This is a genomic window from Streptomyces gelaticus, assembly GCF_014649535.1.
In the GTDB taxonomy this organism is placed as follows: Bacteria; Actinomycetota; Actinomycetes; order Streptomycetales; family Streptomycetaceae; genus Streptomyces; species Streptomyces gelaticus.
The window spans coordinates 398,736-423,879 of sequence record NZ_BMTF01000004.1; the positions used below are offsets into that span (position 1 = coordinate 398,736).

General features: G+C 70.9%; 24 protein-coding genes. 11 read left to right on the forward strand and 13 right to left on the reverse strand.

The features are described 5' to 3' along the window. Nucleotides 1-149 precede the first annotated feature (149 nt). Nucleotides 150-1,472, reverse strand: a complete 1,323-nt coding sequence (phoH2, locus tag IE107_RS08625) for an RNA 5'-3' helicase PhoH2 (RefSeq protein WP_189542783.1) — start codon at nt 1,470-1,472, stop codon at nt 150-152. A 342-nt stretch (nt 1,473-1,814) separates the two neighbouring features. Continuing rightward, entirely contained in the window at nt 1,815-2,576 is a 762-nt protein-coding gene (locus tag IE107_RS08630) for an isoprenyl transferase (protein WP_189542785.1), read from the reverse strand. A 202-nt stretch (nt 2,577-2,778) separates the two neighbouring features. On the opposite strand from IE107_RS08630, the gene mgrA reads away from it, so the two are divergent. Further along, complete coding sequence (gene mgrA, locus IE107_RS08635; RefSeq protein ID WP_189542787.1) at nt 2,779-3,819, forward strand: L-glyceraldehyde 3-phosphate reductase; 1,041 nt, start codon at nt 2,779-2,781, stop codon at nt 3,817-3,819. 215 nt (nt 3,820-4,034) lie between these two features. Here the strand turns inward: mgrA and IE107_RS08640 are convergent, their stop codons facing one another. The 4 genes from IE107_RS08640 to IE107_RS08655 form a co-directional block, all read right to left on the reverse strand. After that, a complete protein-coding gene (locus IE107_RS08640; RefSeq protein ID WP_189542788.1) occupies nt 4,035-4,574 on the reverse strand; it encodes a hypothetical protein in 540 nt (179 codons plus the stop codon). An 84-nt stretch (nt 4,575-4,658) separates the two neighbouring features. Then, nucleotides 4,659-5,117 (reverse strand): hypothetical protein, encoded by a 459-nt coding sequence (locus IE107_RS08645; protein WP_189542790.1) that lies wholly within the window; start codon nt 5,115-5,117, stop codon nt 4,659-4,661. Nucleotides 5,118-5,332: 215 nt separating this feature from the next. Then, nucleotides 5,333-6,139, reverse strand: a complete 807-nt coding sequence (locus IE107_RS08650) for a class I SAM-dependent methyltransferase (protein ID WP_189542792.1) — start codon at nt 6,137-6,139, stop codon at nt 5,333-5,335. 101 nt (nt 6,140-6,240) lie between these two features. Continuing rightward, nucleotides 6,241-7,047 (reverse strand): prepilin peptidase, encoded by an 807-nt coding sequence (locus tag IE107_RS08655; protein WP_189542794.1) that lies wholly within the window; start codon nt 7,045-7,047, stop codon nt 6,241-6,243. A 104-nt stretch (nt 7,048-7,151) separates the two neighbouring features. Here IE107_RS08655 and IE107_RS08660 point away from each other — a divergent pair, with 104 nt between their 5' ends. After that, complete coding sequence (locus IE107_RS08660; protein WP_189542797.1) at nt 7,152-7,535, forward strand: DUF192 domain-containing protein; 384 nt, start codon at nt 7,152-7,154, stop codon at nt 7,533-7,535. A 129-nt stretch (nt 7,536-7,664) separates the two neighbouring features. On the opposite strand, the gene IE107_RS08665 is transcribed toward IE107_RS08660, so the two are convergent. Then, a complete protein-coding gene (locus tag IE107_RS08665; RefSeq protein WP_229866768.1) occupies nt 7,665-8,249 on the reverse strand; it encodes a helix-turn-helix domain-containing protein in 585 nt (194 codons plus the stop codon). 237 nt (nt 8,250-8,486) lie between these two features. Here IE107_RS08665 and IE107_RS08670 point away from each other — a divergent pair, with 237 nt between their 5' ends. The 5 genes from IE107_RS08670 (at nt 8,487) to IE107_RS08690 (ending at nt 14,356) form a co-directional block, all read left to right on the forward strand. Further along, on the forward strand, nt 8,487-9,635 hold the full coding sequence (locus IE107_RS08670) for a zinc-binding dehydrogenase (RefSeq protein ID WP_229866769.1): 1,149 nt from the start codon (nt 8,487-8,489) through the stop codon (nt 9,633-9,635). Beyond that, complete coding sequence (locus IE107_RS08675; protein WP_189542799.1) at nt 9,632-11,062, forward strand: APC family permease; 1,431 nt, start codon at nt 9,632-9,634, stop codon at nt 11,060-11,062. The genes IE107_RS08670 and IE107_RS08675 overlap by 4 nt, the downstream gene beginning before the upstream one ends. A 193-nt stretch (nt 11,063-11,255) precedes the next feature. After that, complete coding sequence (locus IE107_RS08680) at nt 11,256-13,256, forward strand: hypothetical protein (RefSeq protein ID WP_189542801.1); 2,001 nt, start codon at nt 11,256-11,258, stop codon at nt 13,254-13,256. A gap of 45 nt (nt 13,257-13,301) precedes the next feature. Then, entirely contained in the window at nt 13,302-13,886 is a 585-nt protein-coding gene (locus IE107_RS08685; RefSeq protein WP_189542803.1) for a hypothetical protein, read from the forward strand. Between the two features lie 20 nt (nt 13,887-13,906). After that, entirely contained in the window at nt 13,907-14,356 is a 450-nt protein-coding gene (locus IE107_RS08690) for a DUF3592 domain-containing protein (RefSeq protein WP_189542805.1), read from the forward strand. Between the two features lie 37 nt (nt 14,357-14,393). On the opposite strand, the gene IE107_RS08695 is transcribed toward IE107_RS08690, so the two are convergent. From IE107_RS08695 to IE107_RS08705, 3 genes are all read right to left on the reverse strand, one after another. Next, entirely contained in the window at nt 14,394-15,122 is a 729-nt protein-coding gene (locus IE107_RS08695) for a hypothetical protein (protein WP_189542807.1), read from the reverse strand. A 58-nt stretch (nt 15,123-15,180) separates the two neighbouring features. After that, entirely contained in the window at nt 15,181-17,460 is a 2,280-nt protein-coding gene (locus tag IE107_RS08700) for a Tox-REase-5 domain-containing protein (protein ID WP_229866770.1), read from the reverse strand. Between the two features lie 278 nt (nt 17,461-17,738). Beyond that, a complete protein-coding gene (locus IE107_RS08705) occupies nt 17,739-18,332 on the reverse strand; it encodes a hypothetical protein (protein WP_189542811.1) in 594 nt (197 codons plus the stop codon). Between the two features lie 222 nt (nt 18,333-18,554). Between IE107_RS08705 and IE107_RS08710 the strand changes: the two genes are divergently transcribed. Further along, nucleotides 18,555-19,064, forward strand: a complete 510-nt coding sequence (locus IE107_RS08710; RefSeq protein WP_189542813.1) for a DinB family protein — start codon at nt 18,555-18,557, stop codon at nt 19,062-19,064. 405 nt (nt 19,065-19,469) lie between these two features. On the opposite strand, the gene IE107_RS08715 is transcribed toward IE107_RS08710, so the two are convergent. Both IE107_RS08715 and IE107_RS08720 read right to left on the reverse strand, forming a co-directional pair. Continuing rightward, on the reverse strand, nt 19,470-20,339 hold the full coding sequence (locus IE107_RS08715; RefSeq protein ID WP_189542815.1) for an LLM class F420-dependent oxidoreductase: 870 nt from the start codon (nt 20,337-20,339) through the stop codon (nt 19,470-19,472). A gap of 107 nt (nt 20,340-20,446) precedes the next feature. Next, nucleotides 20,447-20,659, reverse strand: a complete 213-nt coding sequence (locus IE107_RS08720) for a hypothetical protein (RefSeq protein ID WP_189542817.1) — start codon at nt 20,657-20,659, stop codon at nt 20,447-20,449. A 107-nt stretch (nt 20,660-20,766) separates the two neighbouring features. Between IE107_RS08720 and IE107_RS08725 the strand changes: the two genes are divergently transcribed. Together IE107_RS08725 and IE107_RS08730 are read left to right on the forward strand one after the other, a co-directional pair. Continuing rightward, nucleotides 20,767-21,558 carry a hypothetical protein gene (locus IE107_RS08725; RefSeq protein ID WP_189542819.1) on the forward strand — a complete coding sequence of 264 codons (792 nt, stop codon included), beginning with the start codon at nt 20,767-20,769 and terminating at the stop codon, nt 21,556-21,558. Nucleotides 21,559-21,627: 69 nt separating this feature from the next. Then, complete coding sequence (locus tag IE107_RS08730; protein WP_189542821.1) at nt 21,628-22,869, forward strand: serine hydrolase domain-containing protein; 1,242 nt, start codon at nt 21,628-21,630, stop codon at nt 22,867-22,869. A gap of 130 nt (nt 22,870-22,999) precedes the next feature. On the opposite strand, the gene IE107_RS08735 is transcribed toward IE107_RS08730, so the two are convergent. Further along, nucleotides 23,000-24,205, reverse strand: a complete 1,206-nt coding sequence (locus tag IE107_RS08735) for an erythromycin esterase family protein (protein ID WP_189542822.1) — start codon at nt 24,203-24,205, stop codon at nt 23,000-23,002. Between the two features lie 58 nt (nt 24,206-24,263). Between IE107_RS08735 and IE107_RS08740 the strand changes: the two genes are divergently transcribed. After that, nucleotides 24,264-25,031 carry a TioE family transcriptional regulator gene (locus tag IE107_RS08740; protein ID WP_189542825.1) on the forward strand — a complete coding sequence of 256 codons (768 nt, stop codon included), beginning with the start codon at nt 24,264-24,266 and terminating at the stop codon, nt 25,029-25,031. The last annotated feature ends 113 nt before the right edge of the window (nt 25,032-25,144 follow it).

Here is a 25,144-nt window from a genome sequence, read left to right on the forward strand (position 1 = left end):
GGAACGGCACACCGGGAAGCAATTCTCCGTTGCGTGTGAAAGCTCACACCTCGTTTGGAGCAAGTGATTTACGGAAATGGCGCCGCAACACGATGCCGCCCGGCTAAGCTGCTTCGCTCACCGGGCGGCACCAACTGTCGTAACCCGTATCAGATCTGGCCTTCCTCCAGCATTTCGGTCACCAGCGCGGCGATGTGCGAGCGCTCGGAGCGGGTGAGGGTGACATGCGCGAAGAGCGGATGGCCCTTCAGTTTCTCGACCACGGCGACGACTCCGTCGTACCGGCCGACCCTGAGGTTGTCCCGCTGGGCCACGTCATGCGTGAGCACCACCCGGGAATTCGCCCCGATCCGGGACAACACGGTCAGCAGGACGTTCCGTTCGAGCGACTGGGCCTCGTCGACGATCACGAAGGCGTCGTGGAGCGAGCGGCCCCGGATGTGGGTGAGCGGCAGGATCTCCAGCATCCCGCGCCCCAGCACCTCCTCGATGACCTCGCGCCCGGCGACCGCCGAGAGCGTGTCGAAGACGGCCTGCGCCCAGGGACTCATCTTCTCGGCCTCGGTGCCGGGGAGATAGCCCAGCTCCTGCCCGCCGACCGCGTACAGCGGGCGGAAGACCATCACCTTCTGGTGCTGCCTGCGCTCCAGGACGGCTTCGAGTCCGGCGCAGAGCGCCAGCGCCGACTTGCCGGTGCCGGCCCGGCCGCCCAGGGACACGATGCCGACTTCCTGGTCCAGGAGCAGATCGAGGGCGATGCGCTGTTCGGCGCTGCGGCCGTGGATGCCGAATACCTCCCGGTCGCCGCGCACCAGGCGCACATTGCCCTCGGCGGTGACCCGGCCGAGCGCCTTGCCCCGCTCGGACTGGAGGACCAGTCCGGTGTGCACGGGCAGTTCGGCGGCTTCGGGTACGTACAGCGTCTCCTCCCCGTAGAGCAGATCCACCTGCTCGCCGCCGAGGGAGAGCTCCGACATGCCCGTCCAGCCGGAGTCGGTGATGGCGAGCTCGGCGCGGTACTCCTCCGCGAGGAGGCCGACCGAGGACGCCTTGATGCGCAGGGGCAGGTCCTTGGAGACGACCGTGACGTCGTACCCCTCGGCCTGGAGGTTGCGCGCGACCGCGAGGATCCGTGAGTCGTTGTCCCCCAACCGGTAGCCGGCGGGCAGTACGCCGGGGTCGGAATGGTTGAGTTCGACGCGCAGCGTCCCACCCAGATCCCCGATCTGGATCGGGGCGTCGAGCCGGCCGTACCGGACCCGGAAGTCGTCCAGCAGGCGCAGGGCCTGCCGGGCGAAGTATCCGAGCTCCGGGTGGTGCCGTTTGGCCTCCAGTTCCGTGACCACGACGATCGGGAGCACGACTTCGTGCTCGTCGAACCGGGCCATGGCGTTGGGATCGGCCAGCAGGACGCTGGTGTCGAGAACGTAGGTGCGCCTGTCGGACATGCGGCGCTTTGTGCTGGTCACCACGGAAGGACGTACCCCCTCGGACGAGGTTGGGGTGCGACGGCGTCGCGGAGCATCCCAATGGGAGAGGACGGGCCGGGCGTGGGCCCCGATGCGCGGGCCGGGCACCGGCCCTCCGCGTCGGCCGCGTGGTTCCTGCGGTCCTTCGTGTGCAAAGGGCCTCCCGGGCGAACGGACTCCATGCCGCTCACTTGGACACGACGTCCGCCTGGTTGGTGACCGGACGTCGACCTGTCAGGGGTATTCCCTCGAACACGCGAAGCCATGCCGCCCTGAAGCGGGCGGTGAGCTGGGAGTTGCGCCCGGGACGGGCCGGGCGGGTCTGTGGGCGGGGCAGGGCCTGTCCTAGCCGCCGTAGCGGCGGCCCCGGGCGGCGTAGTCGCGCAGCGCGCGGAGGAAGTCGACCTTACGGAAGGCCGGCCAGAAAACCTCGCAGAAGTAGTACTCGGAGTGCGCGGTCTGCCAGAGCATGAAGCCGGACAGCCGCTGCTCGCCGCTGGTACGGATGACCAGGTCCGGGTCGGGCTGGCCCCGGGTGTAGAGGTGCTCGGAGATCATGTCGGTGGAGACGATCTCCGCCAGGTCCTCGAACGAGGTCCCCTTGGCGGAGTGGTCCAGCAGCAGCGAGCGGACCGCGTCGGCGATCTCCTGGCGCCCGCCGTAGCCGACGGCGACATTGACCAGTATTCCGTCGACACCGGCCGTGACCTGCTCGGCCTCCTTGAGCACCGTCTGGGTGTGGGCGGGCAGCAGGTCGAGCGTGCCGACGTGGTGGACCCGCCAGCGACCGTCCGCCGCGAGGTCGCGCACGGTGTTCTCGATGATCCCGAGGAGGGGCTTCAGCTCGGACTCGGGGCGGTCGAAGTTGTCGGTGGAGAGCAGCCAGAGCGTGACGACTTCCACATCCGTCTCGCTGCACCAGCCGAGCAGGTCCTTGATCTTGTCCGCGCCGGCCTGGTGCCCCTGCGCGGCCGTGCCGCCGGACGCCTTCGCCCAGCGCCGGTTGCCGTCGAGGATGACGCCGATGTGCTTGGGCACCTGGGTGTGGTCGAGGCGGGCTTCCACCCGGCGCGCGTAGAGCCCGTACACCAGGTCGCGCAAGTTCACTGAGTTCACCTCTCGGTTCCGTGCGGGCCCGCCCGCCCCCTGCCCGGGGTCCGGGGTCGTCGTCTCCCTGGGGATCGCCGCACTGGTCCACGGGGTCCGTCGCCCCGCCGTGCCGTGGCAGTCCCCGAAGCCGCCACATTACTGCGCAGGCGGGGCACCGGCCCAACCCGGCCTGTCACAAGTCCGTGATAAGGAGAGAAACGTGACTGATTCTTCCCTCTCCTACCGGGCCGCCGGTTCGCGCTACGACTCCATGGAGTACCGCCGCAGCGGCCGCAGCGGTCTCAAGCTTCCCGCCTTCTCCCTCGGCCTCTGGCACAACTTCGGCGACGACCGCACGCTGGACTCCCAGCGGGCGATCCTGCGCCGTGCCTTCGACCTCGGGGTGACCCACTTCGACCTGGCCAACAACTACGGACCGCCGCCCGGCTCCGCCGAGCTCAATTTCGGCAAGCTCTTCCGCCAGGACTTCGCCCCGTACCGGGACGAGCTGATCATCTCCACCAAGGCCGGCTACGAGATGCACCCCGGCCCGTACGGCGAATGGGGCTCCCGCAAGTACCTGCTGTCGTCGCTCGACGCCTCGCTGAACCGGATGGGGCTGGATTACGTCGACATCTTCTACTCCCACCGCTTCGACCCGGAGACCCCGCTGGAGGAGACGATGGGGGCGCTGGCCTCCGCCGTCCGGCAGGGCAAGGCGCTGTACGTGGGGGTGTCCTCGTACAACGCGGAGCAGACCGCCGAGGCGGCCGGGCTGCTCAGGGAGATGGGCGTACCGGCGCTGATCCACCAGCCGTCCTACTCGATGATCAACCGCTGGATCGAGGACGACGACCTGCTCGACACCCTGGAGACGGCCGGTATGGGCTGCATCTCCTTCGTGCCGCTCGCCCAGGGTCTGCTCACCGGGAAGTACCTGACGGGCATCCCGGAGGGTTCCCGCGCCACCCAGGGCAAGTCCCTGGATCCCGGTCTGCTCTCGGGCGAGGTGGTGCGTCGGCTGAACGGGCTGAACGACATCGCCCGGCGCCGTGGTCAGTCGCTCGCCCAGCTGGCGCTGTGCTGGGTGCTGCGCGACAGCCGTATGACGTCCGCCCTGATCGGCGCGTCGAGTGTGAAGCAGCTGGAGGAGAACGTCGCGGCGCTCGCCGGGCAGCCGTTGACCGCTGAGGAGCTGAAGGAGATCGACACCTTCGCCGTGGACACCGAGGGCGCCAACATCTGGGCCGGACGGGGCTGACGGAAGGGACGGTTCCGCGGGGGCCGGTGCGGCCTGCGCCGCGGGCCGACAAAAAACGGGCCGGTCCGTGGGGGGGATACGGACCGGCCCGAGGGGGGGTTTCCACCATAACCCTTCGTAAGTGGTGCTGCGCGCCACGCCACTCCACAATCACTCTCCGAATTCGCCGGACTCCGTTGCGCGCATGCCTGTCCGGTTGGCCTCCCGCCGGTCTCTCAGTGGCCGCCGACCGGCTTCACACAGCCCGTACCTTCGAGGTACTTGCCGTGCGCCTCGGCGGTGACCAGTCCGTTGACCATGCCGTCCAGGGAGCCCTCCACGCAGATCGCGCCGAGGTCGAGGACGAAGGTGTTGCGGTGCGGACCGAACGTGCCGGTGGTGATGGCGGCGGGGGCATAGCCCAGTTCGGTGAGGGCCGCCCGGATCCGGGGCTCGGTGGTCCTGCGGCCCTCCGCGATCCCGGCCAGACCGGCCTTGACCTTCTTCACCTCGGCTTCACCCCGGGCGCGGTCGGCCGGGGTCAGCTCGGCGGTGGACTGGAAGGCATGGTTCTCCCGGTACTTCGAGGCGTCGCTGCCGTCGACCGGACCGCCGCCGGGGGAGGCGCCCCCGGGGGGCGGTGCGCTGCTCGCGCCGGGCCCCTCGGCCGCCGCCCCGGACCCGGCCCGCTCCGTGCCGCAGCCGACGAGGACGGGGACGAGGACGAGCGCCGCCGCTGCGGCGAGGACGCGGGTGGTACGGCCGGCAGAGGTCATGGGCCGAGTATGGGACAGACGCCGACCTGACGGGGCGCTGGTTTGCGAGGCGTCCGACCGGGTGGCGTACGAGGGCGGGCGCGTTCAGGTGCCGGCCGGTGCGCCGCGGTGGCACCGGGTGAAGCGGATCGCCACGGTGTCGCCGCCGATGACCACGAATCTGCCGCCCTCGCAGCGGATGACGGCCTCGCGCACCTGGCCGTTCTCGTTCCCACGCTCCTCGGTGCGGGTGACCGTCCAGCCGCCGTCGGGCGGCTGCGGCAGGGTCGGCACGGTGGCGAACTCCCACTGCCCCGACGGTACGCACCACTCGGGCAGCCTCGGCCAGGCGCCCGGTCCGACGCGCAGGGTCCCGTCGGAGGCGCAGGTCAGAAGCACCGACTGGCCGTCGGCCAGCAGGAATTCGACGGCCTCCGGCTCCCCCAGCCGTCCCTCCGGGCGGTAGAAGACACCGAGCACTCCGATGATCCGCGCGCCTCTGAGCCAGTCGGCCTTCCCCTGCCGCGGGACCCGCGGTGCGTCCTCTTCGTTCCCTGCCCTCATGCGCCACTTCCTTCCCCAGGGGTTCACGCCCAGGGTCGCATCCTCCGGCCGCGGACGGCGGGGCGTCTCAAAGCCTGTCAGGTGACCTCAGATCGGAAAGCGAACGCTGTCCGGTGCGCGCGATTCCAAGGCGGAGGGCGTTGGCGACCGACGACAACGCGGGAAGCGTGCGCGCCAGGGCGTGGTCGCCCGGTCGGAGGTCACCCGACAGACCCTCAGGGGCCGGCGTCCGGTTTGCGGGCCTCGATCAGGAACCGGGTGGTGTGGGCGACGAACGGCCCCTCGGTCTCGATCAGACGGTGCAGCTCCGCCAGTCGCGGCCGGTACTCCTCGACGGTGAAACCGGGAACCATCCAGATCACCTTGCGCAGGAAGTAGACGACGGCGCCGATGTCGAAGAACTCGGTGCGCAGGGTCTCGGCCCGCAGATCGACCACGTCCAGCCCGGCCGCCCCGGCCGCCGCCCGCGCCTGCTCGGGGTCGCGGGCGCCGCGCACCTCGGCGGGCTGCGGGCCGAGGAAGTACTCGACGAGCTCGAAGACGCTGGCCGGGCCGACCTGTTGCGAGAAGTACGTGCCGCCGGGGACGAGCACCCGCGCGATCTCCGTCCACCAGGTGGTCACCGGGTGCCGGCTGACCACCAGGTCGAAGGCGTTGTCGCCGAACGGCAGCGGCGGCTCGTCCGGGTCGGCGACCACGGCCGCACCGAGCGGGTGCAGGAGCGCGGTGGCGCGGGCGATGTTCGGCGGCCAGGACTCGGTGGCGACGGTGAGCGGGGGCAGCTTCGGTACGGAGGCGAGGACCTCGCCGCCGCCGGTCTGGATGTCGAGCGCGGCCCTGGCCCGCCCCATGCGGTCCGCCATGGCGCGGGCGTAGCCCCAGGAGGGGCGTTGTTCGGTGGCCCGGCCGTCGAGCCAGGAGAAGTCCCAGCCGTCGACGGAGACGGTGGCCGCCTCCGTGACGAGGGCTTCGAACCGTGCTCGTTCTGCTTCGGCCGCCGCTTCTTCGGGTGCTCCGGACATGCGGGCATGGTGTCAGCCGGGCGCCGGGCGACGCGACCGGATTGCGGCGGGGCCGGGGATTACGGGACAGCCCTTACGGCGGGGTCAGGTCTTACGGCGGGTCAGGCGGTCAGTGCACCGAGCAGCATGCCCAGCAGCGCTCCCGTGATCATGAACGGGCCGAACGGGATGCCGGTCTTGCGCCCGGCCCGCTTCAGGACCATCAGCCCGAACCCGTACGCCGCACCGAGCAGGAACCCGGCGAAGCCCCCGGCGAACACCACGGCCCAGCCGTACCAGCCGAGGGCCATGCCCAGCGACAGGGCGAGCTTGACGTCCCCGAAGCCCATTCCGTTCGGGTTGATGAGGAAGAGCAGGAAGTAGAAGCCGCCGAGGGCGGTTCCGCCGAGGAGTGCGGACAGCCAGGATCCGGCGTGCTCGGGGAGCAGCGCGGCGGCGCCGAGGAGTACGGCGAGGGCCCCGGCGGCGGGCAGGGTCAGCCGGTCGGGCAGCCGGTGGACGCGGCGGTCGACGGTCGCCAGGAGTACGGCGACGGGGGCCAGCAGCAGCCAGACGGCCAGTTCGGGGCGGAGCCCGGTGGCCGCCGCGAGGACCGCGCAGGAGAGCGCGGTGACGACGGGGACGAGGACGCCGGGGGCGTAGCGCGCGGCGGGCGGCGTGCGGTCCGTCCCGTCGCCCCGGTCTCCCGGCGCGTCTCCCGGGGTGGTGCTCACCGGCACCGCCGCGCACTGGGCGCACCGGGTGGAGCCGAGCCAGCCGCGGGCGGCCCCGGTCAGGGCGTGGCCCTCGGGGCAGGCGTCGCGCCAGGGGTTCTCCGGTTCCACGGAGAACCGGTAGGCGGCGCGCGGGACCAGCAGTCCGGCGGCTGCGCCCCAGAGTGCGGCGAGCACTGTCAGCATGGCGTCCACGGAGCCGACCCTAGGCGGGCCCCGGCGCACGGGTCATGGGTCCTGGGGCCCACTGCCACCGGTTCCGGACCCAGTGGCCGTCACCTGGCGCTACCTTCATGGCCATGGCTCAATGGCGCAATGGCAACGGCACGTTGACGGTCACCGACGGACAGGGTGGGCAGGGGGAGGAGATACCGCTGCGGATCGCGGCCTCGTACCGGGCCCGGAGCCGCGGGCTGCTCGGGCAGGACGGGATCGACGGTGCCCTGCTGATCACCCCGTGCGGGAGTGTGCACAGTTTCCGGATGCGGTTCACCATCGATGTGGCGTATCTGGACCGGAAGTTCAAGGTCGTGGCGGTCCACACGATGAAGCCCGGCCGGCTGGGCATGCCCCGGCTGCGGGCCCGGCACGTGGTCGAGGCGGAGGCCGGGACGATGGAGAAGTGGGGGATCCGGCCGGGGGTCCGGGTGACGGTCGTCCAGAGCGGGGCCGACCCGAAGTGAGCGGACGGCCGCACGCCGTGCGGCCGTTCACCGCAGTGCGAGCGGCCCGGCCAGAGGCGTACGCGGCGAGCGGCAGGGGCGAGCGGCTCCGGCCCGGGCGGGCCGGACGCCGGGTTCGGCCGTGACCCGCTACGGCCGGAGCTTCGTGCGGGACAGCGGCAGGGCGGGCGCGATGGACCAGAGGACCTCGGCCTCGTCCTCGCCGGGGTTGTCCCAGGCGTGCGCCGCCCGCGCCGAGAACGTCGTCGAGTCCCCGGCCTCCAGGAACCTGGGCTCGCCGTCCACGCTCAGCCGCAGTGTGCCGCGGACCATGTAGGCGAAGACGGTCTCGGCCTCCAGGCTGTACGCGCCGCCGGAGCCGCCGCCGGGCCGCAGGATCGTCCGCATGACCTGGACGTGCCGTTCCTCGGCGGGCGTGAGGAGGAACTCCTCGATGCCGTGCCCGCCCATCTCCAGCTTGGCGCCCACCCCGCCCTTGACGACGTCCTGGTCCGGATAGTCGAACAGCGTGGCGATGCCGGTGCCCAGGGCCTCGCAGATCCGGATCAGGGTCGGGACGGAGACCGAGGTCTTGCCGCGCTCGGCGAGGCTGACGAACCCCTTGGTCACGCCTGCCGCTTCGGCGACCTGAGCGAGCGTCAGCCGCTGCGCACGGCGGAGCTCACGCAGCCGCGGACCGATCGTGGACATGTGGCTGTCAGGGGCTTCGGACATGGCGAACACGCTACCTGTCGGGGACGTCACGTTCGGTGGCCGGGGGAAAACGCAGGTCAAAAGGGTTACCAGAAGGGTCTTTACCCATCGAGTTTAGTGCTGTAAAACTTGACGAAAGTTTAATGGCACTAAACAAGGGGTGCTGGACAAGGCACCCCCGGCGGGCCGCCGTGCCGCCCTTCACCGACCGTGCCGCCCTTCCCCCTGACCGTTCCGCACCACCCGAGGAGTAAGCCGATGAGCTCCCCGTCCTTCCAAGAGAGCACCGCGCGCACCGTGCGCGGCGTCGTCTTCCGCTCCCCGGGCCAGGAGGTGGCCGTCACCGACGTCACCCTGGCCCCGCCCGGTCCCGGCGAGGTCGAGGTCGCCGTGGCGGCGGCCGGCGTCTGCCACTCCGACCTCCATGTTCTGCGCGGCGAGTGGGACCACCCCACCCCGGTCGTGATGGGGCACGAGGGCTCCGGCGTGGTCACCGCGCTCGGCGACGGCGTCACCGGCCTGGAGGTCGGCGACCATGTCGTCCTGTCCTGGGTCCCCTCCTGCGGCACCTGCCGCTTCTGCCTGGCCGGACGCCCCGCCGCGTGCAGTCTGGTCGCCGAGGTCGTGGCGCCCGGCGGGGTGCTGTACGACGGCACCAGCCGGCTCTCGGTCGGCGGCGAGAAGGCCCACCACTACCTGGGCGTCTCCTCGTTCGCCGAGCGCGTCGTGGTCCCCGCCTCGGGCGCGGTCAAGGTGCGCGAGGACGCGCCCCTCGATGTCATCGCCCTGGTCGGCTGCGCCATCGCCACCGGCGTGGGCGCGGTCCGCAACACGGCGGGCGTCGAGGCCGGGGCCACCGTCGCCGTCATCGGCTGCGGCGGCGTGGGCCTGTCCTGCGTACAGGGCGCCAGGCTGGCGAGGGCAGGCCGCATCGTCGCCGTCGACGTCGTCCCGGAGAAGCTGGAGCTGGCCCGTCGGCTCGGCGCGACGGACGCGGTCGACGCGCGTGACGGCGATGTCGTCGAGGCCCTGCGCGCCCTGGTCCCCGAAGGGCTGGACTACGTCTTCGACGCCATCGGCAAGATCGAGACCACCGAGCAGTCCATCGCGGCGCTCGGCCAGGGCGGCGCCGCCGTCATCGTCGGTCTCCCGCCGGCCGGCCGCACCGCGCGCTTCGACCCGCTCGCACTCGCCGAGGCCGATCAGCGCATCCTCGGCTCCAACTACGGCTCGGTCGACGCCGCCCGCGACATCCCGGCCCTGGTGGACCTCGTCGTGTCGGGCGAGCTCGACGTGGAATCGATGATCTCGGCACGGCGTCCGCTGGACGATGCGGCCGACGCGCTGGCCGACCTCGCCGCCGGCCACGCCCTGCGCCAGCTGCTGACGATGGAGGACCGGACATGAGCACCGCCGGAAAGCAGTCCACCGCGGCGAAGCCGGCCGACGGCCTGGCCCACCGCTCCGTCTCCACCTTCGAGGTCGGCGCGCAGAGCGTCGCGAACGTCGCGCCCAGCGCCGTCATCGCGTTCGCCCCCGCCAGCATGGCGGCGTCCGCGGGCAACGGCGCCTGGTTCTCCTTCTTCCTGGCCATGGCCGCCGTGCTCGCCATCGCGTACTGCATCTGTGTCTTCGCCCGCAGGCGTGCCGGTGTCGGTTCGCTGTACGCCTTCTCCCGGCTCTCGCTCGGGGCGCCCGGCTCGTTCGTCACCGGCTGGGCACTGCTCATCGGTGCGGTGTGCATCGGCTCGGGTTCGCTCGCCGGTGCCGGCTACTACACGGCGCGCGCCCTCGACCAGATCGGCATCGGGCTCTTCACCGGAATCCCCGGCCAGATCCTGCTCGATGTGGTGCTGGCCGCCGTGGCGATCCGGCTGACGATCGCCAGTGTGCGGACCGCGGCGCGGGTCGCCTCCGTACTGGAGGTCGTCTCGATCGTTCTGATCGTCGTCGTCCTGCTCCCCGCCTTCTTCAAGAGCGGGAACATCATCGACACCGAGCAGCTGAGTCTGAGCGGCTCCACCCTCGACGGCGTCGTCTTCGCCGTGGTGCTGGGTGTGCTCGGCTTCGTCGGATTCGAGGGCGCCGCGTCGCTGGGCGCCGAGGCCAGCGACCCGTACCGGGCGATTCCCCGCTCGGTGATGGGCAGCGCGGTACTGGCCGGTGTGCTGTACATGTTCGCCACGTACGCGCAGGTCGCCGGGTTCGGCGGGGCGGACGCCCTGGCGAGGAGCACCGACCCGATGGACGAACTGGCGGAGTTGTCCGGCCTCGGCTTCCTCAAGTTCTTCCTGCACGCGGGCTTCGCGGCGTCGTTCGTGGCCGTGGTGATGGCCTGCATCACCGTCGCCGCCCGGCTGCTGTTCGGCATGGCGAAGGAGGGCGTGATGCCGGCCCGGCTCGGTGTCGCCCACCCCCGTCACCGGACCCCGTCCGCGGCCATCCGGGCCGTCGCCCCCTTCGTCGCCCTCCCCGCGGTACTGGTGGTCGGCGCCGGAACCGAGCCGCTGAACGCGACGACGTACATCGACACCATCGGCGTCTTCGGCTACATGCTCAGCTACACCCTGGTGTGTCTGGCCGCGCCGCTGTTCGTACGCCGGATCGGGGCCCGTGGTCTGCTGCTCACCCGGGCCCTGGGGCTGATCGGCGCCGCCGCGATGGTCTACGTCTTCTACCGCAACCTGTGGCCCGCTCCGGCCTGGCCGCTGAACGTGCTGCCGTACGTGTTCGTCGGCGCGCTGGTCGTGGGCGTCGTCGGCTTCGCCGTACTGCGGGTCCGCAGGCCGGAAGTCGCCGAACGTGCGGGAACGTTCGCGGACGACCTGGACTGAACCGGCCGCATCCCGCCCTCTCCCCCGATGCCCCGTCCCTCCGCTCCTCGCGGCGGGGCGGGGCATCGCCGTTGGGCCCGACTTTGGGGCCAAGGGCCCAGGTCACCCGGCTCGCACACCCGTACGCTCACGTCGACCCGTAAGCACAACTGCGGGCACAGGCATGGCAAGTGGGCGTCGGGGAGGAAGAACCGTGACTGGTGGCGGGGGCTGGGGAAGCGGAAGCGCGGGCCACATACCACCGCGGAACGGAGGTGGTGGTTCCGGAGCGGGCAGTGGCGTGTTCTTTGCGCTGACCCGCAGCTGGGCGGCCGGCGCGCTGGTCTACATCGCCGCCGGGTATCTGGTGTCGCGCGGGCTGGTCGAACTGCTGGCCAGCGACGAGCGGCTGACGAGCTTCGGCTGGCGCCTGGCCCTGATCCACGTACCCAACATGATCACGACCGTCCTCACGGTCCTGGCATCCGCCCGCGTCCTGCCCGAGGAACACCGGGAGTCGCGGCTGCTGACCCTCACCGCCGCCCTCACCGTCCCGCTGGCCGCGCTCGTCTACGGACTGGCGGTGTCCTGGCATCTGGTGGACGTCGAGGGCACGTTGATGCCGCTCGTCTCGCTGGCGACCGGCGCGGCGGCGGGGCTGGCCGTGGACCGGCTCCTGGACGACCGCGCGGACGAGCCGGAGCCCGCCCCGTACCAGCCGTACTCCTGGCGGGACGGCGGCGCCACCGCCATGGAGTACCTCGGGGTGGTCGTCCTCGTCGTCACGCTGATCGGCGCGATGTCCATGGCGGGGGTCGGCGGCCAGATCGGCGAGCGCATCCGCTGCGCCATCAGCTCGCTGGGCGGCGGCGGTGGCAGCTGCTCCACGGGCGGCGGCGACACCACCGCGAAACCGAAGACGGACGCCGACTACGAGCCCAAGATGTGCCAGGTCTCCAGCATCTCCGACACCGTCGGCGGCAAGGTCAAGATCGGCTGGTTCGAGTGGGGCAACGAGTACGGCTTCCAGCAGAAGGTCAGCCAGGCCAAGACGGATGTGAACGGCGACGGCAAGGTCGACGAGAACGACAAGCTGGTCTACATGACGTTCACGGACGCCGCCTCGGCCGGTGCCACCGCCAGCACCCCCGGCGTCAAGCTCGGAAAGCTGGGCAAGGCGGATGTGGACGTCGGCGGGGGCATCAAGATCACCAACGGTGACACCTGGGTCTTCAAGAGCGAGGAAGAAGCCCAGAAGATGCGGGACGACATCGAAGAAATGAAGATGTGGGAGACCTCCACCAAGTACAGCGGCGGCTACGGCGGCGGCTGGTACTCCGGGATGAAGTGGGCCGACAAGAAGAAGGACGTCGAGAAGAAGATCGGGGACAAGAAGATCTCCTACTCGACCATCGGTCTCAACGTCTACGCGGACGGCGGACTCTCCATCAGCGCGGGCGACGAGGCCAAGCTCGGCGCGAAGCTCGGCGGCAAGGCGAAGTTCTCCCCCGAGGTGACCATCACCAAGGACGACGTCAACGGCAACGAGTCGTATACGTACACCGCCAAGCTCGAACTGGAGGGCAAGGTCGGCGGTTCGGCCGGCTCGCTGGGCGGCACGGCCTCCGCGAAGGACAGCCGGACCGGGGCTATCACCGTCACCCGTGACCAGAAGACCGGCAAGATCGTCCGCATCGACATGACCCAGACCATCGAGAACGGCTCGACGACCGACAAGGGCGACATCAGCGGCGACAACGGCAAGAAGGACGGGGACAAGCGCGGCGGCAAGGGCAGCATCTCCGACTCCTCCGGCGACACCGGTATCGAGGTCCAGACGAACTCGATCGTCTTCGGCAAGGACACCGACAAGGCCACCGAGGACAAGCGGGCCATCGCCGAGCAGTGGCTGGACGGCTCCGGCAACAACACCGCCCCGTTCGAGTACATGTTCGGCGACCACTCCCTGGAGCAGAAGCCCACCGGGACCGACCCCTTCGACCAGCTGATGTACCAGGACGGGCTGTCGAGCAAGATGAAGTACAACGGTCAGACGGACGCCCAGGAGTTCGGCTTCGAGGTCTCGCTCGGCATGAGTCTGGGATTCTCCATCTCCGACGAGCACAAGAAGGAGACACTGACGGACGCGGAGTTCCTCGGTGCTCCGCAGGGCGACAAGCGCTCGTACCTTCCGTACAGCTACTGCGCGAAGTAGCGGTACGGGAAGCACCAACCGCGCACGACGAAGAGGCGATAGGCGATGACGACGACCAAGAAGACGTACCGGACCATCGGCGCGACCGCTGCCGCCGCCATCGGCTTCGCCCTGCTCACCGGCTGCGGCGGTGACTCCGCCGCACTCCCGGAGGGCTGGAGCAAGCTCGACACCAAGAGCCTCTCCGTCGGCTACCCCGGGAACAAGGGCTACAAGGAGCAGCCCGAGGCCGACCGGGCCGAGGCCAACGCGGCCGTCGCGCTCAAGGAGGAGGGCGGGCTGCGCACCGGAATGGTCTCCGTGCAGCTCGACTTCGCCACGGGCGTGGACAGCGCCGCCGAGGCGGCGTCCGCGGCGGGCGCCGGCATCGGTCTCGGCGCGACCCGCAAGGGAACCGAAGAGGTGCGGCTCGCGGGCGCGGAGAGCGCCCGCGAGGCACGCCGGATCGACTACGAGTTCACGTCGAGCGGCGAGGAGCGGACCCCGGCGCCGGGCACCCGGATGACGGGGGTCGTGGTGGCGGGTGTCGATTCGAAGGACGTGCCGTTCGCGGTCCGGATCAACGCGGTGAAGGGCTCGCTGAGCGCGCAGGACCTCGACGCGTTCGTCGACTCGATCACCGTCAAGTAGCGGACCGGGAGCGCTCGTCCATGCAGATCCTGCCCGGCGGCACGGCCACGTTCCTGCTGCTGTTCGGCCTGCTCCTCGGCGCGTTCGCGGTCCGTTCCGCGCTGCGCCTGAACCGGGTGCTGCGGCTGGTGCGGCGCGGCGAACACGCCGAGGGGCGGTGCGCGGACCGCCGGACGGTCGACCGGGGGCCGGGCATGGAGCGGAGTTACGCCACCGAGTACGTCTTCGCGTTCCGCACCCGCGACGGCCGCGAGATCGAGTTCACCGACCATGCCCCGGGCCCGTTCGGCTTCGAGGTCGGGGCGCCGGTCCGGGTCAGCTACGACCCGGCGGACCCGGCACGGAAGGCCACGGTGGCCGGGCCGGGGGCGTGGGGTCCGGTGCTGATGCCCGCGGTGTTCGCCATCGTGCTCGGGGCGTTCGCGGTGGGGCTGCTGCTGGGGTTCGCGGCGATGCGGGGATGGCTCTGAGCGCTGCCCGCGTGCGCCGGGGCGGCGGGGCCGGAGATCAGAACCTGTCGCGGTCGAAAGGCTCCGGGAGCGGCGTCAGCGCCCCTGCCGCCCGCAGCCGTGCGTTCGCCTCGATGACCGTGTCGATGTCCGGGGACTCCGTACCGCCACGGGTGAGGTCGATGACCAGTCCACCGTGTGCGGTGCGGACGTACGTTCCGGGCAGATCGTCGGGGGCGAGGGCGGCCCGGCCGGCCGAGAGGAAGACCGCACGGCCGCAGCGGGGGTCGGAGTTGTCCAGGTCGAATCGTTTGCCCACCGCCCGGAACTGGGGCCTGTTGTACACCTGCCCGGCGTCGATCTGCCAGTGCTCCGCGAGGATGCGCAGGTACTCCGGAGCACGCCGGATCACCTCCGCGGTTTCGTCCACCTCGCGCGACAGGAAGGCGAGCGAGACGTAGTTCAACGCGTAGCGCGAAGTACTGCCCGGGTGAATCGCCATGGACACACGCGGCGCCGCGGGGTTGTGCGCCCACAGCGATGTCGTGTAGCCCACCACATCGAGGTCGGGGCCCGTGTTCTTCCGCTCGATGTACTCCGCAAGTACGGGGGCCGAGGTCTCCAGCACGGGATCGGACGGGCGGTCGTCAACGGCCTCGTGCCATACGTCGAACGTCGGACCGTCGATGTCCTTGAGCGCGGTGAGCGTGCCGGACCAGCGTTCGGCGATGGCCGGCACGGCTTCCCCACGAGGGCCCCACAAGCCGTTCACTACGACGTCCAGCACGACACGTTCTCCCTCGGGTCTCAGGCCTCGGTTCGCGATTCGCCGCCCCGTCCGGCGCTCAGCCGACCACGTCCGCCGGGGTGGGTACCACCGTAACCTTGATGCCCCGGTCCTCGAACATCTTCTCCGCCGCGGCGGCAACGTCCGGATCGGAGATGTGCCACTCGACCGGCTTGCCGCGCGCCGCGTCGAGCTGCCGGGTCGCCTGGTCCGCCCACCGGTCGGCGATCTTCTGGGTGAGCCTTCCGGTGTCGGCGTTGTAGAAGTCCGAGCCCGTGTACCCGTACTTCGCCTCCAGGTAGGTGCCCCGCGAGGAGTCCCAGCCGTCGAAGTCGACCGGCTTGCCCGTGAGCTTGTCCAGCGGCACCTGGTACTCCTTGCCGCGGCCCACCTTGGAGATCTGCTCCTGGTAGCGGGCGCCCATCTCGCTCGCGTAGCTGAAGACGCCCGGCCTGATCTCCGCCCAGTTCCCGTCGCCACCGTCCTTCGCCCCGGTCGTCGGGTCCTTCAGGTCCTCGTACCAGGCCGGCTTGGGCTGCTGCTGGGCGCGCTCCATCCCCTGCCTCCGCTTCGCCGCGGCGGCGGCCTTCTTCGCCTCGTCGGCCAGTCGCTGGGCCTCGTCGGCGGCGGCCTTGTCCTCCGGGTCGACGTCGCCGCAGTCCTTCGCGAAGAACCCGACGGGTACGGAGGTGGATGGCGCGGCGACGGCGCCGGTACCGGAGCCGGACAGCCCGATGCCCGCGCCGCTGCCGTACGGGACCCGGACGCGACCGCCCATCCCGACGGTGCAGCCCTTGAGACCGGCTTTCTCGGCGGCGTCGTCGGCGTGCCGCTGCGCTTCCTCCGCGGCCTTCTCCGCGGCCGTGACGTCGCCCGCCTTGGCGGCCTTCTTCGCCTTGTTCGCGGCCTCGCCCGCCTTCTCGGCGACTTCGCCCAGCTTGCCGAGTTTCCCGAGCTTGCCCAGCTTTCCGAGCTTGCCGACGAGCTTGGCCTCGCCGTAGCCCGGGATGAACAGCGAGCCGATGTTCCAGAGGCCGGTACCGATCGCCTGGCCCTCGTCGCCGTTCTTCCACATGTCCCGGACTTCGTCGCCGATGAACATGTCGTCGAGGACCTTGAGGCCGGTGCCGCCGGACGCCTTGGTCCAGTCCCAGACCGCGCCGAGGTAGTCGCCGTCGGACCACTTGTCCCCGGCGTCCTTGGAGTCCTGGCTCCACTTGTCGCCGAGGCTCTTGCCGTACTCCTTCAGGCCCTCCCAGGCCTTGACGGGGTGGAAGATCGTGTCGATCGTGCCCGTGATGTCGCCCCACAGCCCGTCGCCGATCAGGCCCTCGAAGAAGCCGCCGACCTGGTGGGCGGCGCAGGAGAAGAACGCGCCGACGCCCGAGGTGCAGCTCTCGTCGGACTTCCCGTCGTCGCCGTCGCCCGAGTCGTCCTGATCGTCGTCGCCGCCGTTCGGCTCCCCGGAGGTGTCCAGGTCGTCGCCACCGTCGTCGACCTGGATGGCGGGGTCACCCCCGCCGGCGCCCGCGGAGCTTCCGGAGGCGCCGGATTCGTTGCCCGCGCTGCCTGCCGAACCGGTTCCGCCGGAGGCATCGGTCCCCCCGGCCGTGTTGGAGCCCCCGGCCACGTCCGACCCACCGGAGCCGGAACCGGAACCAGCCGGGCCCGAGCCGCCGGAGTCCGTACCGCCCGCGGTCACCGATCCGCCCGAGTCCTTGCCACCGGACTGGGACGATCCGCCGGAATCCTTGCCCGGTCCCGCCTCCACATTGCTGCCGGGCGCGGGGCAGGCACTCCCGGTGAGCCGGCAGATCGCGTCCTGGAGCCCGCCGGTCAGCTGGGCGCCGATGCCCGTGACGACGAGCCCGCCGATGAGGGCCACGACGACCAGGACCATGCCGAGGTATTCCATCGCGGTCTGACCGGCGTCGTCCCGGCGCCACCTGATCATGCGCGCGATGCTGAACCGCCGGTGCGGCAGCCGCTGTTCCAGGGGCAGCTCGAACCATTCGCGCGAACTCGCCCGGAACAGCAGGACGACGACCGCGACCGGCATCACCAGCTGCGTGACACCGCGCCCGCCCCCGTCCCCGCCCAGGTTCGCCAGCGCGCCGAAGGTGAGCCAGACGTGCACGGCGAGCAGCCCGCGCCAGACCCAGACGCCGCCGGTACGCACATACAGCGAGAGCACGAACGCGAGCACGCTCGGCAGCGCCGCGTACAGCAGCAGCCCGAGCAGCCGGCCGTCGACCTCGTCGATCGCCGACGCCACCGTCAGTACACCGATGCCGCCCAGCACGGCGGCCGCGAAGAGAAGCCGTACGAGGATCAGCACCGCCTGCAGCGGACGCGGCAGGGACTGCCTGCCCCCCGCCCGGCCCACGGCGGTACCCCCACCGGCGACACCTCCGCCGACGCCGCCCGCAACCGCAAATCCGCCTATGCCAGACACGACGAGTCCCCCAGCTTGCCGGTGTAAGGCCACAGTTCAGCCACTCCACTCATCCGACCACACCGGCACCCTTCGGGGCATGGGCCTCAGGGCCCAATGCAAGGCTCAAAGGTGCCCAATACGAAGGAAGTCGGGGAGCAGCGACAGCTACGGGCCGGCTGCTACCGGACAGGCACCTCGCTCCCGAACAGCATCCAGGGCGACTGGTCGTACGAGGCCACCCCCGCCAACTGCGGCTGCATCGCGGCGATCTCGTGCCGAACGGCCAGCGTGTCCGGCCAACTGTCGAAGTACGTGGTGCCGTTGATGACGACACCACTCCAGTCGGTCGCCACGGAGGCGCCCTCGCGGTCGACGACGAAACCGATGCAGAGCACGGAGGCCCGCCCTATCGCCTCCCTGATCGCCCTCGCGGCCACCTCCTGCTCGTCCGGGGTCAGCCGGCCGAAGCCGAATTCCAGGGCGACGACCCCGTCCCGCATCCGGCGGACGCGTGCCGGAACGTCGGTTCCGCTGTCCACCCACAACAGGAACTCGACGCTGTCGAGCCGTTGCAGTCCGGCCAGGAGCACGAGCTGCTCCCTGGTCACCCACGACGGGGTGCCGCGCGGACCGGGCCCCGGGCCGAGGAGCGTGACCCGCCTCGTGACCGGGTGGCTGAGCCGCAGCCCCGCCGCGTCGAGATCACTGAAGAGCGACTCGGAGTCCGGGCGGCTCCAGCCGAGGTGGTACGAGTAGAAGAATCCGTCACTCATCGACACATCACCCCATGCAAGACAGGTGGAGCGTGCAGTTCCAGATGCGTGCGGGCATGCCGGACAGGCGCTCGTTCCGGGCGCCGGCCAGGTGGCTCGCAGTTGGTCGTGCACGAGCCTAATGAGGGCCGGTCCCCGGGGCGTGGGCCCAGGGGCCCAGGGGCGGGCCCCAATGGACAATTCGGTGGACAGGGGCCCTCCCGTCGCAGATCGTGTACGGCGATGACACGCACCGATTCGCCTCCCGCACGGGACGAGCGCACCCAGCTGGCCACCTTCCTCGACTACGTCCGCGACACCGCACGCGCGAAGTGCGAGGGCGTCTCGCCGGACGACGCCCGCCGGGCCCCGCTGCCCGGCTCTCCCCTGATGACGATCGCCGGGCTGATCAACCACCTCAGCTGGGTCGAGTACTACTGGTTCGAGGTGGTCTTCCTCGGCGGTGAGGACGAAGGCCCTTGGACGGAGGAGGACCCCGACCGCGAGATGCGCATCGCGGTGGACATGCCGCTCGCCGATGTGCTGTCGCTGTACGAGGAACGGACCACCCGCTACCGCGAGTTGGTCGCCTCCCACGACCTGGACACACCGGCCGCGCGCCCGCGCGGCAACGGCGACGGCGACCACCCCGATCTGCGCTGGATCGTCCTGCATCTGATCGAGGAGACCGCCCGGCACAACGGCCACCTCGACCTGATCCGGGAGATCGTCGACGGCACCACCGGCGTGTAGGACCCGTCCGCCGAACGGGGCACCCGCAACGGTGTTGCCTTTCCTGTAGCGCTCCTCGTCGAAGCCGGGCGGCCGTCCACCGCGTGAGCCTTTGCACCGGTGGGCGGCCTGGCTGTCGCTTTCCTCCGGGATGGTGTGCCGGATGCCAGGGCGGCGCAGGCTGTCCCGGCAGGCCCCGTTGCCCGCCGGCAGGAACGGCCGCAGCCGCTTGCTTCGCCCTGGTCACCCTTGATGGCGCGTGGACGGACACGGACACGGACGGCCACTGGGATCAAGCCAACCGCTACCTCGACGGCCTCGACGCCGAGTCCGTCGTCATCGACGTACTCTGTCACTCCTGAGTCGTCAGACCGGGCCCACCCATAGAGGTCAGCCCGGCGGGGCCCATAATCGCCCGGACAGGCTCTAGCCGATTTCGGCGACCGCGGGTGCGATGCGCTCGGCGATCTGGTGGGTGAAGCTGACCGGGTGCCGGTCGGGCAGCACCTGGATCTCGCTGACGCCCAGGGCCGCGTACGCCTCGGCGTCGGCGAGGAACGCGGCCGGCTTGCCCAGCACCGGGCCGCTGTACATCACGGTCTTGGCGATGGCGTCGTAGTCGCGGTCCTCCGCGGCGCAGTGGGCGCGCAGCACGTCGAGCTTGTGGGCCACCTCCTCCTGGCCGGTGGCGAAGAGATTGCAGGCGTCCCCGTAGCGGGCGACCAGGAGCAGGGTCTTCTGCTCGCCCCCGCCGCCGATCATGATGGGCGGGTGCCCGCCGATCGGTTCCGGTACGCACAGCGTCTCGGCCAGCTGGTAGTGCCTGCCCCGGAACGGGCCGTTGTCGTCGCTCCACATCTGGAGGCAGATCCGGATGGTCTCCTCCAGCCGCTCGAACCGTTCGGCGACCGGGACCACCGGCACCCCGAGCCCGTACTGCTCCCGTTCGTACCAGGAGGCGCCGATGCCCAGCCTGGCCCTGCCGCCCGACAGGACGTCGAGGCTGGTGACGATCTTCGCCAGCAGGCCGGGGTGCCGGTACATCACGCCGGTCACCATCAGGCCGAGCGTCATCCGCTGGCTCACCGCCGCCACGTAGCCGAGCGTGGTGTAGCCCTCCAGCATCGGTTCGTCGGCGACGCTCTGGCCGGTCTCCATCTGGAAGTAGTGGTCCATCACGGTGAAGGACGCGATCTCCGCCTGCTCGGCGATCCGCACCGACTCCGCCAGCGTGGGCGCGATGAGCGCGGGGTCGGCCGGTGTCGAGTAGTTCCAGTAGTGCAGACCGAGCTGCATGCTCCCGCCTCCCGTCCGGCTCCGTCGGCCACCTTGCGCAGTCGGCTGTCACGCTACGCGGGGTGCCGGTCGTCGGCATGTCGGGCGACGGCACCTGCCCCGGAGCCTCACCCGGCCTGCGCGGAGTGTTCGTCCGCCTCCTTCACCATGTCGCGCACGACCTCCGCCAGGACCTCGTCGGCACCGTAAGCAATCAGGGGCTCCACGGCCGGGTCGGCCGCCCGACGGGCGGCCCGGTCGTCCTCACCGGGCAGGCTCCGGGCCATCCGCTCGGCACGTTCCGGGTCCCGCCCTCCCAGCCCGGCAGGGAGTCGGCGCACTGCTCGGCCTCCTGGACGAGGTACCCGGCACGGCTCGGGCCGACCGGGTGGAGCGCGGCGGCGAGGTGCGCCGGCGTTCACGCCCGTTCCTCCACCACACCCTCACCATGCGACAGCGCACCTGCACCGACCGCGACGCCGTCCCCTCGCACTTCCTCGGGCAATGCAACTACGACAGCCAGGCATGGAACCTGCCCTCGCGCATCATCGTCCACCGTGCGAAGGTCGGCGGGCAGGCCGTCCGCGTCATCACCGACATGGTGGGCATGGGGCACTGCGAGGCGGTGGGCCGGCTCGACGCGGTCAAGAACGGCGGCCAACGCATCGACTACACCAACGCCACGGTGGACAAGACCCGTTCCGACGGCATGCGCCACGACATGAAGGCGGGCCGGCTCTGCACCGCCTCGTCCGAGTGCGGCGTCCACCACCTCAACGACCCGTCCCAGGGCAAGGGATACCACTACGCCCATTGGGCGCATCGCCCCGCGGACACATACACCGATCGTTCACCGCGACTCGGCACCACCGGCCGGTCACCTCAACCACCGTGTCTTCGTGGACCCGTTGATCGCCGAAGATCCCCTGCATGGACCGACTACCTGAAGGGCGTCCGGGGCTACCCACCGGGCCCCGCCGCCACGGCCCTGCTGCCGATGGCCGGAGCGGCCGTCATCGCCTCCACCCAGGTCGCCGCCCGGCTCTGGCACCGGCTGGCGCCCCGCAGCCTGATCGTGCCGGGCCTGCTGCTGACGGCGGTCGGCCTGGCGGTCCTGACCGGTATCGACGCCGCGGCTCGTACACCGCCCAGGCATGGCGCTGGGGGACGATGGGCGGCTGGGCCGCCTGGCTCCCAAGCAGTGACGAAGCCCGCCTGCCGCACCAACGATCAACCCTGAGGCCCGAGTTGCGCGTCACTGGCACCGAGGGGGCAGCCCCTGCCCCTCGGTGACCTGGAGGCACAACGCATGAGGCAACGGGCTGTACGTATCTCCGCACTCGCCCTGGCGGTGACCGCGGCCGTGGGAGCATCCGCATTCACCCCACCCGCACACGCGATGCAGTCATCGCACGCGGCGCGGTCGTCACCCGGCCACGAGGCGACCCGGGCCGCACTGCACGACCTGGTCGAGAAGGGCGGACTGCCCGGTGTCGCCGCCAAGGCCATGGACAGCAAGGGCAGTTGGTATGGATCGGCCGGTTACGCCGACACCGCCACCGGCCGCGAGCGCTCGCCCGGCGACCACTTCCGCGGGGCCAGCATCACCAAGACGTTCATCGCGACCGTCCTGCTCCAGCTGGAGGCGGAGGGGCGGCTGAGCCTCGACGACACGGTCGAGCACTGGCTGCCCGGCCTGGTGCGAGGCAACGGGTACGACGGCAGCCGGATCACCCTGCGCAGTCTGCTCAACCACACCAGCGGCATCGCCAACCACACCGCGGACCCCGAGTTCGTGCACAACGCCGCCGGCCCCGGCTTCCCCGAGCACCGGTACGACACCCACACGCCCGAGGAACTGGTCGCGGTCGCGCTGAAGTACCCGCCGCTGCCCGATCCGGAGAAGGCGCCATCGTACTCGAACACCAACTTCGTGATTGCCGGAATGGTCATCGAGAAGGCGACGGGCCGCCCGTACGCGCAGGAGGTCACCCGCCGCATCGTCCGGCCACTGAAACTGCGCGGCACGTCCTTCCCCGGCACGTCGCCCCGGATGCCGGACCCGCACCCCGTCGCGTACTCCCGCTTCCACGAGGAGGCCCCCGACGCCGAGATCCACGACGCCACCGAGCAGAACATGACCTGGCTGGGCGCGTCCGGCGACATCATCTCCACCGCCGGAGACCTCAACCGTTTCCAACGTTCCCTGATGCGTGGCGAGTTGCTGCCGCCCGCACAGATGAGGGAGATGCTCGACGAGGTGCCTTCGGGCGACGGGACCGGCTTCGGACTCGGGGTCGAGTTCGCGCAGCTGTCCTGCGGCGTGAAGGTGGTGGGCAAGAGCGGCCGTACGAACGGCTCCCTGTCCGCGATGGTCGGCACATCGGACGGGAAGCACCAGCTGACGTTCAACGTGAACGGCGACTGGCTGCGGGACGGATCGCTCTACGTCAATGCGATCGAGGCGGAGTTCTGCGGCAGGGCGCCGAAGCCGGGTGCCGCCGACGCCCCGGGCATCGCCGACGTTCCGGATTTCGTCAACTGGCCGTAGCTACACCGGAATCCACCGCTTCGGCGTGCCGCATGACCGACGGGACCGCCGGGCGCCCGGCGCCCGGCGGTCCCGCGACTGCCCCGGCGACTGCCCTGCGGCTGCCCTGCGGCTGCCCTGCGGCTGTCCCTCACTGGACCCATGGGACGTCCTTGACGAACACGAGGCCGTCGCTGTCCGCCAGGTGGGCCGGGTCGAGCGGGGCGTAGCCGAACCAGGGGGACACACGGGGCGCGGGCAGCGCGTCCCCGAGGGCAGTGGCCAGCCGGCCGGCGTCGATGACGTATCGGTCCTCCGGGAGCGCGCACAGGAGTCCTTCGAGGGTGTCCGGCGGCGGGGTGTCCACGCCTTGGTGCCGGATCGTGCCGAGGACCGTGGCCACGAAGGCGTACTCCGCGCCGAGCCGGGTGTTCACCAGCGCGCCGGCGCTCCACCACTCCAGCGGCATCCCGTCCATCCGTATCGTGCTCTTCTCCCGCTGGAGATGGGCGTTGTGGGCGTGGGCCAGTACAGGGCCCCGTTCGGCGAGAGCGAGGAGGTTGTGGGCCATCATCTGGGCCCGCAGGCCCACCAGCCGGGTCAGGCGGGCCGGGGAGGTGCTGGCCATCCAGTAGTGGTAGCGCAGCAGGCCGATCGCGGTGCGCCCGTACAGTAGCGCCCGGTCCCGGTCCTCCCGCGGGCTCTCCGTGATCAGCTGCGGCGTCTGCGCGTCGAGCAGCGCCACCAGATCGTCGGCGAGCAGCCGCAGTCGACCGGCGTCGGCCGACTGCCCCACGGACCGGGACGGGTCCCTCATCGCGGCGGGCTCGGTCCACCGGTCGTCCGCGCCGAGCAGGCGGTCGAGCGTCTCCGCGGTACAGGGGAGCAGGTCCGCGTCCACCTGGTCCGCGAGGTAGCCGTGGAGTGCGGTGAGGGCCTGTCGGGGGCTCGCGGCGGCGGTGATCTCCAGCGGGCCGTCGAAGCCGGCGAAGCGGACCCGCTCGGACTCGGGCCGCCCGTCGTTGTGGGCCCGCATCCACCGTACGAGTTCGCGGTTGGCCGCAAAGGCGCCCCAGCCGTGGCTGAAGCCGTGCTCCATGACGTCGTCGAGAGTGCCCGTGCCCGAGGTGACGTAGTCGTCCACGGCCCGGCCCATCATGCAGTCGCTCTCGATCGTGATGGTCCGGTAGCCCTCCTGCTCGACGAGCTGCCGGAAGAGCTCGTTGCGCAGTTCGAGCAGAGTGTCCTCGCCGTGGGTGGGCTCGCCCAGGGCGAGCACCCGGGGCCGGGCCGGGAGCAGCCTCATGACGGCGGCAGCATCGACGGCATGGGCGGTGTCCTTGATGTCGGTAGCCATGCCTTCAACGCTATCGTTGAACCTTCGGTTGAAACTTTTCCACGATATCGGCAGGACAATGGGGGGAAACCTTCAAAACGGTGAGCGGCTCCGGCCGGTCGATCTGGCGCGTGCGCACGGCCTGTCCACGCAGGCGGTCAGGAACTACGAGGAGGCCGGCATCCTTCCCGCCGCCGGCCGCACGCCCCACGGCTACCGCACCTACACCTCGCTGCACGCGGGGGCCCTGCGCGCCTTCCTCGCCCTGGTCCCCGGCCACGGCCACCGGACGGCGACGTCGATCATGCGGGCGGTGAACGAGGGCGCCGTCGACGAGGCCCTGCACCTCGTCGACGAGAGCCACGCCCAGCTCTTGGACGACCGGCAGACCCTCCGGGCCGTGGAACGCGCCCTCCGCGACCTGGACCTCGGAGAGGCGCCCGACCCGGGTACGGCGTCCGGGTCCGGGTCAGATCCCACTACCGGGACCGTTCCCGGATCCGGCGGGACCTTCATCGGGCCGCTGGCAAGGAACCTCGGCATCCGGCCCGCGACACTGCGCAAGTGGGAGGGCGCCGGACTGGTGCACCCGCGCCGCGACCCACGGACCGGGTACCGCGTCTACGACGAGGCCGACGTACGCGATGCCCGACTGTCCCACCAGCTCAGGCGGGGCGGCTACCTGTTGGAGCAGATCGCCCCGCTGATCGCCCAAGTGCGCGCGGCGGGCGGCCCGGAGCCACTGGAGGCCACCCTGCGCAACTGGCACGACCGGCTGTCCGCCCGAGGGCGCGCGATGCTGGCCGGGGCCGCCGAGCTGGAGGCGTACCTCCGCGAACGCGGATGAGCAACCGGCAAGCACAGAGCTGACCGAGCCGATCCCCCAGTCGACCGAGCCGAACCCGGCTGATCGAGCTGATCCGGTCCGAGCCGATGATTTTCCTGCCGGTCCGCAGTCTG

Excerpts from the sequence above, each read along its gene's own strand:
- IE107_RS08705 (WP_189542811.1), bottom strand. The coding sequence starts at position 18,332 with ATGAGTGACGGATTCTTCTACTCGTACCACCTCGGCTGGAGCCGCCCG.
- IE107_RS08645 (WP_189542790.1), bottom strand. The coding sequence starts at position 5,117 with ATGAGGGCAGGGAACGAAGAGGACGCACCGCGGGTCCCGCGGCAGGGG.
- IE107_RS08660 (WP_189542797.1), top strand. The coding sequence starts at position 7,152 with ATGGCTCAATGGCGCAATGGCAACGGCACGTTGACGGTCACCGACGGA.
- IE107_RS08725 (WP_189542819.1), top strand. The coding sequence starts at position 20,767 with ATGCGACAGCGCACCTGCACCGACCGCGACGCCGTCCCCTCGCACTTC.
- IE107_RS08740 (WP_189542825.1), top strand. The coding sequence starts at position 24,264 with ATGGGGGGAAACCTTCAAAACGGTGAGCGGCTCCGGCCGGTCGATCTG.
- IE107_RS08685 (WP_189542803.1), top strand. The coding sequence starts at position 13,302 with ATGACGACGACCAAGAAGACGTACCGGACCATCGGCGCGACCGCTGCC.
- IE107_RS08670 (WP_229866769.1), top strand. The coding sequence starts at position 8,487 with ATGAGCTCCCCGTCCTTCCAAGAGAGCACCGCGCGCACCGTGCGCGGC.
- IE107_RS08690 (WP_189542805.1), top strand. The coding sequence starts at position 13,907 with ATGCAGATCCTGCCCGGCGGCACGGCCACGTTCCTGCTGCTGTTCGGC.
- IE107_RS08715 (WP_189542815.1), bottom strand. The coding sequence starts at position 20,339 with ATGCAGCTCGGTCTGCACTACTGGAACTACTCGACACCGGCCGACCCC.
- IE107_RS08735 (WP_189542822.1), bottom strand. The coding sequence starts at position 24,205 with ATGGCTACCGACATCAAGGACACCGCCCATGCCGTCGATGCTGCCGCC.
- IE107_RS08650 (WP_189542792.1), bottom strand. The coding sequence starts at position 6,139 with ATGTCCGGAGCACCCGAAGAAGCGGCGGCCGAAGCAGAACGAGCACGG.
- IE107_RS08675 (WP_189542799.1), top strand. The coding sequence starts at position 9,632 with ATGAGCACCGCCGGAAAGCAGTCCACCGCGGCGAAGCCGGCCGACGGC.
- IE107_RS08665 (WP_229866768.1), bottom strand. The coding sequence starts at position 8,249 with ATGTCCGAAGCCCCTGACAGCCACATGTCCACGATCGGTCCGCGGCTG.
- IE107_RS08730 (WP_189542821.1), top strand. The coding sequence starts at position 21,628 with ATGAGGCAACGGGCTGTACGTATCTCCGCACTCGCCCTGGCGGTGACC.
- IE107_RS08640 (WP_189542788.1), bottom strand. The coding sequence starts at position 4,574 with ATGACCTCTGCCGGCCGTACCACCCGCGTCCTCGCCGCAGCGGCGGCG.
- IE107_RS08710 (WP_189542813.1), top strand. The coding sequence starts at position 18,555 with ATGACACGCACCGATTCGCCTCCCGCACGGGACGAGCGCACCCAGCTG.